Source organism: Mesorhizobium sp. M0772 (genome assembly GCF_040320135.1).
Taxonomy (GTDB): Bacteria; Pseudomonadota; Alphaproteobacteria; order Rhizobiales; family Rhizobiaceae; genus Mesorhizobium.
This window is the reverse complement of sequence record NZ_JAMYPB010000001.1, coordinates 189,831-204,951: the sequence shown is the minus strand read 5'-3', so window position 1 is coordinate 204,951 and position 15,121 is coordinate 189,831. Positions and strand designations below refer to the sequence as shown.

18 protein-coding genes are annotated in these 15,121 nt (G+C 62.7%); 13 read left to right on the top strand and 5 right to left on the bottom strand.

Annotated features, from left to right (window positions below):
• Positions 1 to 4 precede the first annotated feature (4 nt).
• Both NKI06_RS00985 and NKI06_RS00980 read right to left on the bottom strand, forming a co-directional pair.
• Entirely contained in the window at positions 5 to 505 is a 501-nt protein-coding gene (locus tag NKI06_RS00985) for a type III secretion system chaperone family protein (RefSeq protein ID WP_006202532.1), read from the bottom strand.
• A 315-nt stretch (positions 506 to 820) separates the two neighbouring features.
• A complete protein-coding gene (locus tag NKI06_RS00980) occupies positions 821 to 1,123 on the bottom strand; it encodes an accessory factor UbiK family protein (protein ID WP_023672029.1) in 303 nt (100 codons plus the stop codon).
• Between the two features lie 397 nt (positions 1,124 to 1,520).
• Here NKI06_RS00980 and NKI06_RS00975 point away from each other — a divergent pair, with 397 nt between their 5' ends.
• The 10 genes from NKI06_RS00975 (at position 1,521) to NKI06_RS00930 (ending at position 9,361) form a co-directional block, all read left to right on the top strand.
• Positions 1,521 to 1,760, top strand: coding sequence for a BrnA antitoxin family protein (locus NKI06_RS00975; protein WP_352983554.1), 240 nt, complete (start codon positions 1,521 to 1,523; stop codon positions 1,758 to 1,760).
• A 103-nt stretch (positions 1,761 to 1,863) separates the two neighbouring features.
• Complete coding sequence (gene lgt, locus NKI06_RS00970) at positions 1,864 to 2,748, top strand: prolipoprotein diacylglyceryl transferase (RefSeq protein ID WP_352983551.1); 885 nt, start codon at positions 1,864 to 1,866, stop codon at positions 2,746 to 2,748.
• On the top strand, positions 2,745 to 3,809 hold the full coding sequence (locus NKI06_RS00965) for a class I SAM-dependent methyltransferase (RefSeq protein WP_352983550.1): 1,065 nt from the start codon (positions 2,745 to 2,747) through the stop codon (positions 3,807 to 3,809). Before lgt ends, NKI06_RS00965 begins: the two co-directional genes overlap by 4 nt.
• Positions 3,810 to 3,960: 151 nt before the next feature.
• A complete protein-coding gene (gene pgeF, locus NKI06_RS00960) occupies positions 3,961 to 4,755 on the top strand; it encodes a peptidoglycan editing factor PgeF (protein ID WP_352655082.1) in 795 nt (264 codons plus the stop codon).
• Complete coding sequence (locus tag NKI06_RS00955) at positions 4,755 to 5,906, top strand: M24 family metallopeptidase (RefSeq protein WP_352983546.1); 1,152 nt, start codon at positions 4,755 to 4,757, stop codon at positions 5,904 to 5,906. Before pgeF ends, NKI06_RS00955 begins: the two co-directional genes overlap by 1 nt.
• A gap of 55 nt (positions 5,907 to 5,961) precedes the next feature.
• Entirely contained in the window at positions 5,962 to 6,558 is a 597-nt protein-coding gene (locus NKI06_RS00950; protein ID WP_352983545.1) for a hypothetical protein, read from the top strand.
• A gap of 141 nt (positions 6,559 to 6,699) precedes the next feature.
• On the top strand, positions 6,700 to 7,635 hold the full coding sequence (locus tag NKI06_RS00945) for a ribose-phosphate pyrophosphokinase (protein WP_023686119.1): 936 nt from the start codon (positions 6,700 to 6,702) through the stop codon (positions 7,633 to 7,635).
• A 93-nt stretch (positions 7,636 to 7,728) separates the two neighbouring features.
• The gene (locus NKI06_RS00940) at positions 7,729 to 7,920 is read left to right on the top strand and encodes a hypothetical protein (protein ID WP_352983542.1); all 192 of its coding nucleotides are present in this window, start codon (positions 7,729 to 7,731) and stop codon (positions 7,918 to 7,920) included.
• A gap of 53 nt (positions 7,921 to 7,973) precedes the next feature.
• A complete protein-coding gene (locus tag NKI06_RS00935; RefSeq protein ID WP_352983539.1) occupies positions 7,974 to 8,243 on the top strand; it encodes a hypothetical protein in 270 nt (89 codons plus the stop codon).
• A 146-nt stretch (positions 8,244 to 8,389) separates the two neighbouring features.
• On the top strand, positions 8,390 to 9,361 hold the full coding sequence (locus NKI06_RS00930) for a Bug family tripartite tricarboxylate transporter substrate binding protein (RefSeq protein WP_352983537.1): 972 nt from the start codon (positions 8,390 to 8,392) through the stop codon (positions 9,359 to 9,361).
• Positions 9,362 to 9,396: 35 nt separating this feature from the next.
• Here the strand turns inward: NKI06_RS00930 and NKI06_RS00925 are convergent, their stop codons facing one another.
• Positions 9,397 to 10,269 carry an AraC family transcriptional regulator gene (locus tag NKI06_RS00925; protein ID WP_352983535.1) on the bottom strand — a complete coding sequence of 291 codons (873 nt, stop codon included), beginning with the start codon at positions 10,267 to 10,269 and terminating at the stop codon, positions 9,397 to 9,399.
• Between the two features lie 203 nt (positions 10,270 to 10,472).
• Between NKI06_RS00925 and NKI06_RS00920 the strand changes: the two genes are divergently transcribed.
• Positions 10,473 to 11,717, top strand: coding sequence for an MFS transporter (locus tag NKI06_RS00920; RefSeq protein ID WP_352983533.1), 1,245 nt, complete (start codon positions 10,473 to 10,475; stop codon positions 11,715 to 11,717).
• 141 nt (positions 11,718 to 11,858) lie between these two features.
• Positions 11,859 to 12,773, top strand: coding sequence for an alpha/beta fold hydrolase (locus tag NKI06_RS00915; protein WP_352983530.1), 915 nt, complete (start codon positions 11,859 to 11,861; stop codon positions 12,771 to 12,773).
• Between the two features lie 98 nt (positions 12,774 to 12,871).
• Here the strand turns inward: NKI06_RS00915 and NKI06_RS00910 are convergent, their stop codons facing one another.
• Positions 12,872 to 13,714, bottom strand: coding sequence for an alpha/beta fold hydrolase (locus NKI06_RS00910; RefSeq protein ID WP_155923731.1), 843 nt, complete (start codon positions 13,712 to 13,714; stop codon positions 12,872 to 12,874).
• A gap of 149 nt (positions 13,715 to 13,863) precedes the next feature.
• Here NKI06_RS00910 and NKI06_RS00905 point away from each other — a divergent pair, with 149 nt between their 5' ends.
• Complete coding sequence (locus tag NKI06_RS00905; RefSeq protein WP_023670043.1) at positions 13,864 to 14,295, top strand: MarR family winged helix-turn-helix transcriptional regulator; 432 nt, start codon at positions 13,864 to 13,866, stop codon at positions 14,293 to 14,295.
• A gap of 22 nt (positions 14,296 to 14,317) precedes the next feature.
• Here the strand turns inward: NKI06_RS00905 and NKI06_RS00900 are convergent, their stop codons facing one another.
• A complete protein-coding gene (locus NKI06_RS00900) occupies positions 14,318 to 15,079 on the bottom strand; it encodes a glutamine amidotransferase (RefSeq protein ID WP_023695801.1) in 762 nt (253 codons plus the stop codon).
• Between the last annotated feature and the right edge of the window lie 42 nt (positions 15,080 to 15,121).

The window sequence follows — 15,121 nt, the reverse complement described above, 5'->3', positions numbered from 1 at the left end:
AAGCTCAAGCGTTACCATAGGTCTCGAACAGGACGCCGGCCAGCGCATCCTTGGCCGAGGTTCCCGACCAGACAACGAACTGGAAGGCCTGGAAATAGCATTCGCAGGCTTCAAGCGCCGACGACAAAAGCACCTCGACCTGCTGGCTCGACGGTTCGACCCCGCCGGCGAGCAGCAGTGACTGGCGAAACATGATCGCGCCCTCCTGCTCCCAGAGATCGAAATGGCCAAACAGCATCTGCTCGTTGATCAGCGACAAAAGCCGCATCACTTCCAGCGCGCGGGCTTCCGGCACCTTGATGTCGAAAGCACAGGCCAGATGCAGCGCCTCGAAGTCCTCCATCCACGAGAAGGAGACGTGATAATCGGTCCAGCTGCCGGCAACCGAGATCGAGATTTCGTCATCGCCGGCCCGTTCGAAGGACCAGTCATTGTTATGGGCGACCTGCTCGATGACATCCACCGGATGGATTTCGCGGGAGAATTCGAGTTCGAGAAGTTCCATGGAATGCTTCCTGTGTTCAGGGGAGCGCCACACGCTCCGCGGGGCACACACGACGAACAATTTGTCTTGAACTCGGACGGCCAGGACTTCACGACACAAAGACCCCGGACCGGACCCCACCGCCCGGCCGCATGACCCTGCTCCGAATCATGCAACAAATTCAGTCTATTGATCGGGAGTCGCGTGAACAGCCTAATTTTTCGCACTGCGTCATCAGCATGTGGAAAGGCGCTGTCACAAAGATTCATGCATTGCCGGTAAACGATTCACGGCAAAGCATTTTTTCGGATTGTGCTTTGTGGAAAAGTTCAAATTTTATTTTTTTGCTTTGGGCTTTGCCGCAGCCACAGGTGCGGCCTGTCCGGTCAATTCGGCAAGCCTGGCCTCGAGCGCATCGATGCGGGCGGCCAGCCTGGTGTTTTCTTCGCGGGCCTTTGCAGCCATGTCGCGGGCAGCCTCGAACTCCTCGCGCTGCACCACATCCATGGTGTTGAGGATGCGCTCCGCCTGCCCCTTGAAGGCAGTCTCCACCTCGCGGCGCACGCCTTGTGCGGCACCCGCGGCATCGGTCATCAGCTTGGCGAATTCATCGAGAATGCGGTTCGGTCCGGTTGACATGGCAAATCCTCGCTTGCTCGAATTGACGTAGTGGCACTGCCTGCGGAATGCAAGAACGTTGAAGCTGGTGCGGCTTCATGTCGGACGCGATTTGGCTCACGGTCCGGCCGACAGATTGCTATTATCGCAAATGGATTCTTGGAACGACGGTTGCCGTGACGGACAGTGCGGACTTGGAGAAGCGCTTTGCAGCACTCGATGCAGCACTCGCAAAGGGCATTTCGGATGCCAGTGCGGGCCGGGTCTAGCCTGGCGACGAGGTGCTGGACAGGCTTGAAGCCAAATACAGGGCAACGTCAGAGAGAACCAAGTGAAGTTACTGGTCTTCACAGACCAGCGGCCTAGTTTTCCTCACGACTTGCTCCAGGCAAGAGTCACTCTCATTCAGGATCAACCAATGGCAACGCCCCCGCGCCGACCGACCAATGCGATGGAAGCCGCTGAAGCGGCCTTCAAGCCGGTCAAGAAACCCGCGCCTCCCATTCGCGAACCCTCCGCCGCACCAAACGTTCGCGAGCTTGTCTCGATCAGGATCGATCGCGCCGTGCTCGACCATTTCCAGGAAGATGGCCCCGGCTGGCAAGACAGGATCAACGATGCGCTCAGGCAATTGGTCGCCGGCAAGCCGCAGGGTTGAGCCCATTATCTCTGACGATCAGGCTGTCGTCACCTTGCCTTGACCCCGCCAAAACCCTGCCGCATGGTCCGCGCCCTAACGCGAGCCCTCCCAGGAGATCCTGTTGAACGACTATTTCCCGCTGCCGATGGCGTCGCTGTCCTTCCCCAACATCGACCCGATCCTGGTTCAGATCGGCCCGCTGGCTGTGCACTGGTACGGCATCGGCTATATCGTCGGCATCCTGTTCGCCTGGTGGTACGCCAAGCGGCTCGTCACCAACACAAGGCTGTGGCCTGATGGCGTCTTGCCGATGAAGCCGATCGACCTCGACGATTTCATCGTCTGGGCCGCCGTCGGCGTCGTGCTCGGCGGACGCACCGGCTATGTGCTTTTCTACGATTTAAAGCGCTATATCTACCACCCGCTCGACATCTTCGCCGTCTGGCAGGGCGGCATGTCGTTCCATGGCGGCCTGCTTGGCGTCATCCTCGCCATGACGCTGTTTTCCCTCAAGCGCGGCATCCGCACCTGGACGCTGTTCGACGTGGTGGCAGCCGGCGTGCCGGTCGGGCTCGGCCTCGTCCGCATCGCGAACTTCGTCAATGCCGAACTCTGGGGTCGCGTGACCGACGTGTCGTGGGGCGTCGTCTTCTGCAACGAGCGTCTCCAGCAGACCGTGGTGGGTTGTGTCGCGGGCCTGGAGCCTCGCCATCCGAGCCAGCTCTACGAAGCGCTGCTCGAGGGCGCGGTGCTGTTCCTGGTCCTGCGCTTCCTCACCCATTCGCGGCTGAAGCTGAAGACGCCGCGCTTTGTCGGCGGCGCCTTCATTTGCGGCTACGGCCTGTCACGCATCTTCGTCGAGTTCTTCCGCGAGCCCGACCAGCAGCTCGGCTACCTCCTCGGCGGCTGGCTCACCATGGGCATGGTGCTGTCGCTGCCGATGGTGCTGGCCGGCATCTGGGCGATGGCCACAGCCAAACCGGCGCCGCAACCACAGCCGGCATGACACGGCTGAAGACCCGCATCGTCGACCTGATCGGCGCGCTCGGCCCCCTCCCCGTCAACGAGTACATGGCGCTCTGCCTGTTCGATCCCAGCGACGGCTACTACACCACGCGCGAGCCGTTCGGCGCCGCCGGCGACTTCGTCACCGCACCCGAGATCAGCCAGATGTTCGGCGAACTCGTCGCCGTCTGGCTCTATCAGGCCTGGCTGGCGATCGGCCGACCGCTGCCGGCCACCATCGCGGAGATCGGGCCCGGCCGCGGCACGCTGATGAAGGACATGCTTCGCACCCTGACGCGGCTCGATCCGGCTATCGCCGCCGGAGCGTCCTTCGCTCTGGTCGAGACCAGCCCGCGGCTAACCGAAATCCAGAAACAGACGCTTGCCGAAAGTTCGGTTGAGCTCGGCTGGCACGAAACCATCGCCACGCTAGCGCAGGCGCCATTGCTGATCGTCGGCAACGAATTGTTCGATGCCGTGCCGATCCGCCAGTTCATCCGCGCCGGCGCCGGCTGGCGCGAACGGGTGATCGGCCTCGATGTCTCAGACGAGTTGAGCTTCTTCGCCGGCGCCGGCTCGGTCGCGGCGCCGCTGCTGCCGGAAGACGCCGCCGAGGCGCCACAAGGCTCTATTTTCGAAATAGCACCGGCCCGCGCGGCACTGATGGCGACCATTGCCGAACGCATAGCCGACCACGGCGGCGCCGGGCTGTTCCCTGATTACGGCCATCTCCAGCCCGGTTTCGGCGACACATTGCAGGCCGTGCGCAGGCACGCCCCCGAAGATGTGCTAGCCAATCCCGGCGAAGCCGATCTCACCGCCCATGTCGACTTCGCGGCACTGGCCGCCGTCGTGCGGGCGCATGGCCTCGATGTGGAATTGGCGACGCAGGGCGACTTTCTGCTTGGCATGGGATTGCTTGAGCGAGCTGGCCAGTTGGGCAGCCAGGCAAGCCAAGAGGCACGACAAACCATTGCCGATGCCGTCGAGCGCCTGGCCGGCCCCGACGGCATGGGCACGCTGTTCAAAATCCTGAAAATCCTGCCGCATCAGCCAGTCTGACCCTCAGAGATCGTTACAAGCCGTCCCGCGACGCCGCCTATGGTCGCATGCCTGCTTTTGGCCAATGCAAAGTCGACGCGGCAGCACTGTCGCAATCACTCGGCCGAACTTCGCCTTGACGAAAACGCTGGCACGGACAACAAACCCATCCATGCTGAATCAGACCAAACCGGATCCTGTTCGCTCGCCGCTGCTGGAAGCGGCCAAGCCGCAAGGTATCCGCCATGGCTATTTCACCCGTATCGGCGGCGTCTCCGGCGGCATCTATCAGGGACTTAACATCGGCACCGGCTCGGATGACGATCAGATGCTGGTCGCCGAGAACCGCCGCCGCGTCGCTGCCTGGATGGGCGTGCCGGCCAGCCATCTCCTGACCGCGCATCAGGTCCACTCGCCCGATGTCGTCATTGCCAGGGAACCCTTTCCCGGCCCGCGGCCCAACGCCGACGCCATCGTCACCGACCGGCCGGGCATCGCCATCGGCGCCTCGACGGCCGATTGCGGCCCCGTGCTGTTCGCCGATGCTCAAGCGCGCATCATTGGCGCAGCGCATGCCGGCTGGAAGGGCGCTTTTACCGGCGTGCTTGAAAACACCATTGCCGCGATGGAAAGCCTTGGCGCCCGCCGTGAGCGCATCATTGCGGTTCTCGGTCCTTCGATCGGCCCCGACAATTACGAGGTCGGGCCGGAATTCGTCGCCCGTTTCGTCGAAGCCGATGCCGAAAACATCGGCTATTTCGCGCCTTCGGCCAATCCGGCGCATGCAATGTTCGATCTCAACCTCTATACGGTCGACCGGCTGAAGAAGGCTGGCGTGACCGCCGAGGGGCTTGGCCGCTGCACCTATGCCGAGGAGGATCTCTTCTTTTCCTACCGGCGCGCGACGCATCGCAAGGAACCGGACTATGGTCGGCAGGTTTCGGCAATTGTTTTGGAGAACGGATAATGGCGCTGCATTTCGAACGGTCGGAATTTGACGCCCGGCGTGACCGGTTGATGATCGAGATGACGGAAAAGAAGCTCGATGCTGTACTGCTTTTCGCCCAGGAGAGCATGTACTGGCTAACCGGCTACGACACGTTCGGCTTCTGTTTCTTCCAGTGCCTGGTTGTGAAGGCTGACGGCTCGATGGTGCTGCTCACCCGCTCGGCCGATTTGCGCCAGGCGCGCCACACCTCGATCATCGACAACATCGTGCTGTGGACCGACCGCGACGGCGCCAACCCGGCGATCGACCTGCGCAACCTGCTCAACGACCTCAATCTCCTCGGCGCCCGCATCGGCGTCGAATACGACACCCATGGCCTGACCGCCTTCAATGGCCGCCGCGTCGACGAGCAGCTGCAGACCTTCGGCCAGATCGCCGACGCCTCCGGTATTGTCGGCCGTCTGCGCCTGTTCAAGAGCCCGGCTGAAATCGCCAAGGCCGAAAAGGCCGCCAACCTTTCCGACGACGCGCTCGACGCGGCCCTGCCGCTGATCAAGCAGGGCGGCGACGAAGCGCTGGTCCTTGCCGCCATGCAGGGCGCGGTGTTTGCCGGCGGCGGCGACTATCCGGCGAATGAATTCATCATCGGCTCGGGCATCGACGCGCTGCTCTGCCGCTACAAGGCCGGGCGCCGCAAGCTGACCAAGAACGATCAGCTGACGCTCGAATGGGCCGGCGTGTTCCATCACTATCACGCGCCGATGATGCGCACCGTGCTGACCGGCAAGGCGTCGAAGCGCCATCAGGAGCTGTTCGACGCCGCCCGCGCGGCTCTTCTGGCGGTCGAGAAGGCGATGACGCCCGGCAACACCTTCGGCGACGTCTTCGACGCGCATGCCCGCACGCTGGAGGCGCACAGCCTGACCAAGCATCGGTTGAACGCCTGCGGCTATTCCGTCGGCGCCCGCTTCACCCCGTCCTGGATGGACATGCCGATGTTCTACCAGAGCAATCCCGAGCCGATCGCGCCCAACATGACATTGTTCGCGCACATGATCATCATGGACTCCGAAACCGAGACGGCGATGACGCTTGGCCGCACCTACCTGACCACCGAATCCCAGCCGAAGCCGCTTTCACGCCATGATCTCGACTTGATCGTACAGTGAATCCATAATGGTTGGTCCACGCGGGGGCGTTCACGACTAAGGAGTTTTCGGGCAGATGAGACGATCGCACGTGACGACCGTGTCATTGCTCGCAGCGCTTGTGCTGGCCGCTTGCACCAACGCCAAGGACGTCCTTGAGCCGTCCGCCATCACGCCGCCGGCAGCCTCGGCCCAACCGGCTCAGCCCTTGGCTGCCCCGGGCGTCGCGCCCGCCGCCACACCAGCGCCGGCCGTCGGCGCCACGACACCCGCCAACCCCGCGCAGAGCGCCGCCGCTTTGTCGAAGACCCGGCTGCAGATCGCGCCGATCGTCGGCGCCTCCGTGGAAGCGGCAACGCCGCTGACGGCCGAACTGCAGACACGCGCCAAGCAGCGCGGCATCACCCTTGCCGGCAGCGCCGACCAAGCCGCCACCCATGTGCTGAAGGGCTACTTCTCGACGATGACGGAAGGCAAGGACACCACCGTTATCTATGTCTGGGACGTCTATGACCCCGCCGGCAACCGGCTACACCGCATCAATGGCCAGCAGAAGGCGCCCTCGGTCAATGCCGCCGAAGGCTGGCCCGCGGTTGCACCCGCTACCATGCAGGCGATCGCCGACCAGACGATCGACCAGTTCGCGGCCTGGCTCGGCGGCAGCGCCGGCTGATCCGCCTGTTACCGGCTTCCGTTCACTGTTGACGTTTTTGAGATTAGCCGGCGGATTCCCGTCAACGAGGCTTGCAATACCGGCACGGCTCGCTACAAGCCCGATTAAGAGGACCTCCCCATCCTTCGCCAGGAACGGTGCATGAAGCTTTTCGCGGGCAATTCCAACCGGGTGCTGGCCGAAGCGGTCGCCCGCTATCTCAATGTCCCGCTGGGCAAGGCCAGCGTCAGACGCTTCGCCGATCAGGAAATCTTCGTCGAAATCCAGGAAAACGTGCGCGGCGAGGATGTCTTCATCCTGCAGTCGACCTCGTTCCCGACCAACGATCATCTGATGGAACTGCTCATCATGATCGATGCCTTCATGCGCTCCTCGGCCAAGCGCATCACCGCGGTCATCCCATATTTCGGTTACGCCAGGCAGGATCGCCGGGCCTCGGGCCGCACACCGATCTCGGCGAAGCTGGTCGCCAACATGATCACCCGCGCCGGCGTGGACCGCGTCTTGACGCTCGACCTCCATGCCGGCCAGATCCAGGGTTTTTTCGACATTCCGACCGACAATCTGTTCTCGGTGCCGGTGATGGCCCGTGACGTGAAGGCAAAATACAAACAGCTTGCCAATGTCGTCGTCGTCTCGCCCGACATCGGCGGCGTGGTGCGCGCCCGCGCGCTCGCCAAACGCTTCGACGCACAACTGGCCATCGTCGACAAGCGCCGCGAACGTCCCGGTGAATCCGAAGTGATGAACATCATCGGCGCGGTCGCCGGCAAGGATTGCCTGCTGATCGACGACATCGTCGATTCCGGCGGCACGCTGTGCAATGCCGCCGATGCGCTGCTCGCCAACGGCGCTACCAGCGTCACCGCCTATATCACCCACGGCGTGCTGTCGGGCGGTGCGGTCGCCCGGATCAGCGGCTCGAAGCTGCAGGAACTGGTGATCACCGATTCCATCCAGCCGACGCAAGGCGTGCTCGACGCCCCGAATATCCGCGTCATCTCCATCGCCGACCTGATGGGCGAGGCGATTTCGCGCACAGCGACCGAAGAGTCCGTGTCGAGCCTGTTCGATTAATCCATGTTGCCCAAAAGCGTGCCCCCGGGCCTGGCTCGGGGGTAATCTCGTTTTTGGAATCTGCCCCAAACCGTCGTGAAAGGAGCGCAGCTGATGCGCAATCGAATCAAGGCTGCAGGCATCGCAGGAATGCTTCTCGCAATCGGCATCGCCAGCGCGGCCTATGCGCCGACAATCGCTCCGGTTTCGACCGCGCAGGCGCAAACGGAATATCTTCCCACCGAAAGGATTTCATCGGCAAATGGAGCATCGCAGGGTCCGCAATCCGACCACCGCGTGATCTGAAAGAGCCGGCGAAGCCCGACCAGGAAGCGGCTGCGACCGAATTTCAGCAGACTGTGACCGCCTTTTATGGCGCCTTCGACTATCTGGAGATCACGGCGGACGGCCGCTACAATTTTCACCAACCGGGTGACCCGGCATCGGGGCCTTGCGTCTGGTGCGGGACATGGTCGTTCAAGAACGATTCCCTGTGGCTCGAACTGGACACGGCGCCCAGGCTCGACATCTACGCCGAGGGCGGCGAAATGCAGATGACCTACACGGCCGAGCCTGAAGAGACGTCACGATACAAATGGCTTGTTTTCAGCTGGACCAAGGCTGATTGAACTGAGGGGTGAGGCGTTCTCGCGCACGCCAACCGAAGCATCGGTGTCAAGCCCGATCTCCTGAGGCGGGCAGTCAGTCCATGGTTGCATTGTGCGAGGAGTTCACCATGGCCATACTGCCCCTCCAATCAACGGAGGAGTAGCAGATGCGGCGTAGGACTTTGCTCGGGCTCGCGGTTTCCATCGCAGCCACCCTTTCAGCACCGGCGGCCTGGGCCGCCGATTTTCCGGACCGGACCATCACCATGGTTGTCCCCTTTTCCGCCGGCGGCTCGACGGATCTGGTCGCGCGCCTCATCGCCAACAAGATGTCCGAAAAGCTGGGCCAGCAGATTGTCGTCGAAAATGTCGGCGGCGCCGGGGGCAGCATCGGCGCTGCCCAGGTCGGCCGAGCCGAACCGGACGGCTACACGATCCTGATGGGCACGGTCGCAACCCACGCGCTCAACCCGCTGATCCTGAAGACAAAGCCCTACGATGCGGAGAAGGATTTTGCGCCGATATCGTTGCTCGTGCTGGTGCCAAACGTCCTGGTCGTGAACCCTGAATTCCCTGCCAAGGACGTCGAGGAACTGATCGAGATGCTGAAGAAGGATCCGGACAAATACGCCTATGCCTCATCCGGCAATGGCACCCCGCTGCATCTCTCCGGCGAGCTTTTCAAGACGATGGCCGGCGTCAGCATGCAGCACATTCCCTACAAGGGCGCCGGACCGGCCTTGAACGACGTTATCGGCAATCAGGTGCCGATGATGTTCGACAACCTCCCCTCTTCATCGGGCCACATCAAGAGCGGGACGCTGAGAGCGCTTGGCGTCACCACCAAGGAGCGCGTTCCCTCCTTCCCCGACATACCGGCCATTGCCGAAACCATTCCCGGCTATGAAACCTACAGCTGGAACGCTCTGTTCGCGCCCGCAGGCACGCCGCCGGAGGTCGTCGCCGTTCTTCAGAAGGCGGCAGTTGAAGCCCTGAAAGACCCTGATGTGATCGCCCGCATGGCCCAGTTCAGCGCCTCGATCGTGGCCTCCACCCCGGAAGAGCTTGGAGCGCATGTGAAGGCCGAACTCGCCAAATGGGAACCGATCGTCAAGGCCAGCGGCGTTCAGCTGGACTAGGGCCTACGACAAAGTGCTGCGGGCTTTTCCTGGCGCTACGGCGCCGGGGCCTCAAGCCGAGGCTGAGCCCGCCGCATGCCTTCGTCGCGGGCGCCGCGCATATAGCCGCGCGGCGAGGCGCCGAGCATGCGCTTGAACATGGTTATGAATGCCGGCACGCTGTCATAACCGAGGTCGAGCGCCACCCTGGTGATCGGCTCGCCGTCGGCGAGCCTGGGAAGGGCCGCAAACAGGCAGGCCTGCTGGCGCCAAGTCGACAGCGACAGGCCGGTCTGGCGCTGGAAGGCGCGGGTGAACGAACGGCGGCTCATGCCTGCGGCATTCGCCCACTCGTCGATCGTGGCGTGCGGCGAAGGTGCCGCGACAAAGCGTCGGCAGAGCGCCGCCAGCTTCGGGTCGGACGGGAACGGCAGCCCGAGCGGCCGTTCCGGCAAGGTCGGGATCTCGTGCAGCAACAGGTTCATGATCAGCCCGCCGCGGCCTTCCAGTTCGCCGCCTTGCGGCAGCTTTTCCGATTCGACGATCAGGCTGTGCATCAGCTCGGTGACGCCGACGACGCGCAAGCCTACCGGCAGGCCGGGGATCGCGCCCGGCATGACATAGACCGAGCGCATCGAGACATCGCCCAGCATTTCGACGGAATGCTCGGTGCCGGCCGGTATCCACATTGCGTGGTCGGGTGGCACCATCCAGCGCCCGTACCTGGTCGTCACCAGCACGACACCGACCAGCGCATGCAGCAGCTGGCTGCGGCTGTGGCGGTGTTGCGGAACGTGGTAGCCGTCGGGATATTCGGTCGGCAAAGCCACCGCCGGCCCGGAAACCTCCTCCAGCCACTGCCAGCGGCTTTCGTGCAATCGGCCGAGATCGGCATTGCCGGCGCGGAAGATATCCCTGCGATGTGGCATCGGCTATGGCCCACTTGCGAAACTATTGGACCAAACCACGAAAGAAGTCGCCTCGCAAGCGGCTTATAAGGCAGCCATCCCCAAGGCGCTCCGCAGGGGCGTCGCCCAAGCGCTTCAGACGAGCGTCCTTAAGGCGGTCCGCGGGAGCGGCCGCCAAGCCTGCCCGCGGGCAAACACCCGCCAAAAAGACCTCGGAGCCTGCCTTGACCGATACGACAGCCACCAGCATTGCACCGCAGCCAAGCGCCAGCCTCCCTTCAGCCCAGGCGACCGCCTTCACCGTCATTCTGGCGGTGAGCTTTTGCCACGGCATCAACGACATCATGCAATCGCTGCTGCCGGCGATCTATCCGCTGCTGAAAGAGAATTACGGTCTCGATTTCTGGCAGATCGGTCTTTTGACCTTCACCTTCCAGGTCACGGCGTCGCTGCTGCAGCCGGTCATCGGCATGATCACCGACAAGCGGCCAATGCCCTATTCGCTGCCCTACGGAATGGCGTCCTCGCTGATTGGCCTGATCGTGCTCGCCTATGCCGGCCACTATGCGCTGCTTCTGGTCGGCGCCTCGCTGATCGGCATCGGCTCGGCGATCTTCCATCCGGAATCCTCGCGCATTGCCCGCTTTGCCTCCGGCGGCCGCTTTGGCCTGGCGCAATCTTTGTTCCAGGTCGGCGGCAATTTCGGCCAGTCGATGGGGCCGCTGCTCGCTGCCTTCATCGTCGTGCCCTTCGGCCAGACCAGCATTTCATGGTTCGCCGTCGGTTCTCTGATCGGCATCATCGTTTTGTCGCGGGTCGGCGGCTGGTACAGCCGGATGCGCGCCGCGCAGGGCAATCGCAAGGCGGCAAGCTTCGTCTCGCCCTTCCCGCGCAAGAAGGTGATGGGAGCGCTGGCGGTGCTGACGCTGCTGGTGCTGACCAAGAATGCCTACATCGCCTCGCTCTCCAGCTACTACACCTTCTATTCCATCCATAAGTTCGGCGTGTCGGTGCAGATGAGCCAGGTCATGCTGTTCCTGTTCCTCGGCGCCTCGGCGCTGGGCATCCTGCTCGGCGGACCGTTCGGCGACCGCTACGGCCAGAAGGCGATGATCTGGTTCTCGATCGTCGGCGTGCTGCCGTTCACGCTGGCGCTGCCCTACGCCAATTTCGAATGGACGATGGTGCTGACGGTGCTGATCGGCCTGATCCTGTCCTCGGCCTTCTCCAACATCGTCGTGTTTGCGCAGGAGTTGGTGCCGGGACGTGTCGGCACCATCGCCGGGATCTTCTTCGGCTTCGCCTTCGGCATGGGCGGCATTGCAGCCGCAGTGCTCGGCGTCGTCGCCGACATGAAGGGCATCAATTTCGTCTTCCAGATCTGCTCGTATCTGCCGCTGCTCGGCCTGCTGACGGTGTTCCTGCCCAACATGAAGGAAGCCAGGAAGGCGCAAGCGGCGGCCAGATAAAACCGGTCGATTTTGCGGATTTGACGCAGGGCGAGGCATTGCTGCGCACTCTGTGATTCTTTCACCATGCGCTGGTTGAAAAGCCTGCTAGAGATAGTCATCAACGAAGGCTTGGGGCCTTCGACGTCTCTGGGGGATGACATGCGCAAGATCGTATTGGCCGTATTGGGTGTGCTTCTTGTTACCTTGCCGGCGACGGCACGCCTCGTTCCCTTTCCGCCGGGTTTCAAGACGCAGTCCGTCGAAACCAACGGCACCAAACTCTATGTGCGCGTTGGCGGCAAGGGTCCCGCCGTCGTGCTGCTGCACGGCTTTGCCGATACCGGAGACATGTGGGGCGCCGCGGCCATCGCCCTCGCAAAGGACCACACCGTCATCGTGCCGGACCTGCGCGGCATGGGTCTGTCGGCCCACCCGGAAGCGGGCTACGCCAAGAAGAACCAGGCCGTCGACATCGCCGGCGTGTTGGATGCCCTGAAGATCGACAAGGCAGATCTCGTCACTCACGACATCGGCAACATGGTCGGCTATGCGCTCGCCGCTCAGTATCCCAAGCGCATCACCAAATGGGTTATCATCGACGCGCCGCTGCCCGGCATAGGCGACTGGGAAAAGATCAAGCAAAGCCCGCTGCTTTGGCACTTCAACTTCCGCGGCCCGGATATGGAGCGGCTGGTCGCGGGGCGCGAGCGCATCTATCTCGACCGCTTCTACAACGAGCTGTCGGCTGACCCCAAGAAGATCGACGAGGCGACGCGCAGGCACTACGCCAAACTCTATGCCCGCCCGCATGCGATGCATGACGCTTTCGAGCAGTTCAAGGCGTTTGACCAGGACGCGATCGACAACCAGGCGATGCTTGCCGCCGGCGGCAAACTGACCATGCCGCTACTAGCTGTCGGCGGTGAAAAATCCGCTGGCACTACGCAGGCCGATCTCCTGCGGCTTGTTGCGACCGATGTCACGGGCGGCATCGTGCCCGCTTCCGGACACTGGATCATGGAGGAAAACCCCGACGACACCGTCAAACTGATCACTGGTTTTCTCGATAAATAGGCACTGTCCCGCTGACATTTCGACGAAAGCAAATGCACCCGCCCGGCGGCGGGTGCCTTGCCTATCCAACTGGACGATGTCTATTCAACTGAACGATTCTACGCCTTGAAGAACGCCAGCAGGTCGGCGTTGATCACATCGGCGTGGGTGGTCGCCATGCCGTGCGGGAAGCCCTTGTAGACCTTGAGCTCGCCCTTTTTGAGCAGCTTGACAGCCAGCAGCGCGGAGTCGGCGATCGGAACGATCTGGTCGTCGTCGCCATGCATCACCAGCACCGGCACCTCGATGGCCTTCAGATCGTCGGTGAAGTCGGTTTCCGAGAACGCCTTGATGCAATCATAATGCGCCTTGGTGCCGCCCATCATGCCCTGGCGCCACCAATTCTCGACGACAGCCTGCGACACCTGGGCGCCGGGGCGGTTGAAGCCGTAGAACGGGCCGGCCGCAACATCGTGGAAAAACTGGGCGCGGTTGGCTGCCTGGGCGGAGCGGAAACCATCGAACACCTCGATCGGCAGGCCACCCGGATTGGCCGCCGTCTTCAGCATGATCGGCGGCACCGCGCCGAGCAATGCGGCCTTGGCGACACGGCCACCGGAGCCGTACTTCGCGACATAACGGGCCACTTCGCCGCCACCGGTGGAATGGCCGACATGGATGGCGTCTCTGAGGTCGAGATGCGCCGCAAGTTCCGCGACATCGGCGGCATACGTATCCATCTCGTTGCCGGTATCGGTCTGGGTCGAGCGGCCATGGCCGCGCCGGTCATGGGCAATGACGCGGTAGCCCTTGGAAAGGAAGAACAGCATCTGGGCGTCCCAGTCGTCGCTGCTCAGCGGCCAGCCGTGATGGAAGACGATGGGTTGTCCCGTTCCCCAATCCTTGTAGAAAATTTCGGTGCCGTCCTTGGTGGTGATCGTGCTGCTGCCGGGCTTGGTCATCTCGCTCTCCATTGATTGCTTCCGCGATAATCAATATCGCGATAACCATAAGATTAGCGCAGGTCCAAATCCTTGTCTACAGAAAAATATATCGCGATATCATTTTTCGTGGTACATATTGATGTGCTCAGTCGGCAAAGGAATGCCTCGTGCCTCTCCCGTTGGACAACCAGCTCTGCTTCACGCTTTACGCCACCAGCATGGCAATCAATCGCACCTACAAGCCCATGCTGGACGAGATGGGCATCACCTATCCGCAATATCTCGTGCTGAACGCACTTGCCGAAGCCGGCGGGATGTCGGTCGGCTCGATTGCGCACAGGCTCGCTTTGGAATCGAGCACCATCACGCCGCTGGTGAAGCGCATGGAACAGGCGGGTCTCGTCACCCGCCAGCGCAGCCAGACGGACGAGCGCCAAGTGCAGGTCGACCTGACGCCTGCCGGCCGCGCGCTGCTCGTCCAGTGCAACTGCCTCAACGAAACCCTGATCGAACGCTCGGGCATGACGATGGCTGATCTCGATGCCTTGAATCGGCGGATCCAGGCGCTGCGCGAAGCGTTGAGCAGCAAGCCGGACTAGCTGCCCTACAAACACGCCAGGCTTAATCCTTGCCGGCCAGCCAGCGCACGACGTTGCCCATCAGCTTGCCGTAGAGCGGCCATCCCAAAAAGTCCTGCGACAGCCAGTGCGGGCCGATGTCGGTCGCCCACGCGACGGTGCGGCCACGGCCATGCTCACGAACCGCAAGCAGCGGCCAGTCCGTGCCACGATAATGGCAGGTCGCCAGAAGCTGGGACGAGCCGTCGCGCCTGAAATCGAGTTTGTTCATGCCGAGGATCGGCGGCAACGGACCCGCGACACCGGCAAGGATCGGATGCGACGCCTGAAGGATCGACGGCTGCAGGCCTTGCGGCACTTCCAGCCCGTCCGAGAATGGCAGGCAGCGCACGGGCAGCACGTCCTCGACCGGGGTGTCGTGGAAACGCGCCGTGCCGAACATGCCCTGGAACCCCATATAGCCGCCGGCCAGCATCAGCCCGCCGCCGCCTTCGACATAGGCCTTGAGGACGTCGAGGCGGTTGACGCCGATGCGCCCGGCGCGGGCCTCCGGCGTGACCAGCAAGGTCAGCGCGCCGACATCGGAGATCACCACCGCCTGGTATTCGGCCAGCGCGTCGAGGTCATACGGAAATTCGGCCGCACAGCGATCGCCACCGATCTGCGTCACCGCTATGCCCTCTGCGGCAAGGGCGGCATTGAAGGCCGTCGCGCCATTCACCCATGTCGCACTTGTCAGAACGTCGCCGCCGGCAGCGACCGACGTCGTCGCCGCGAAGGTCTCGCCTGCCAGCAAGAGTTTCATCGTCGCCCTCACGCTTTTCGACTGACAATTGAACGAGCGGGC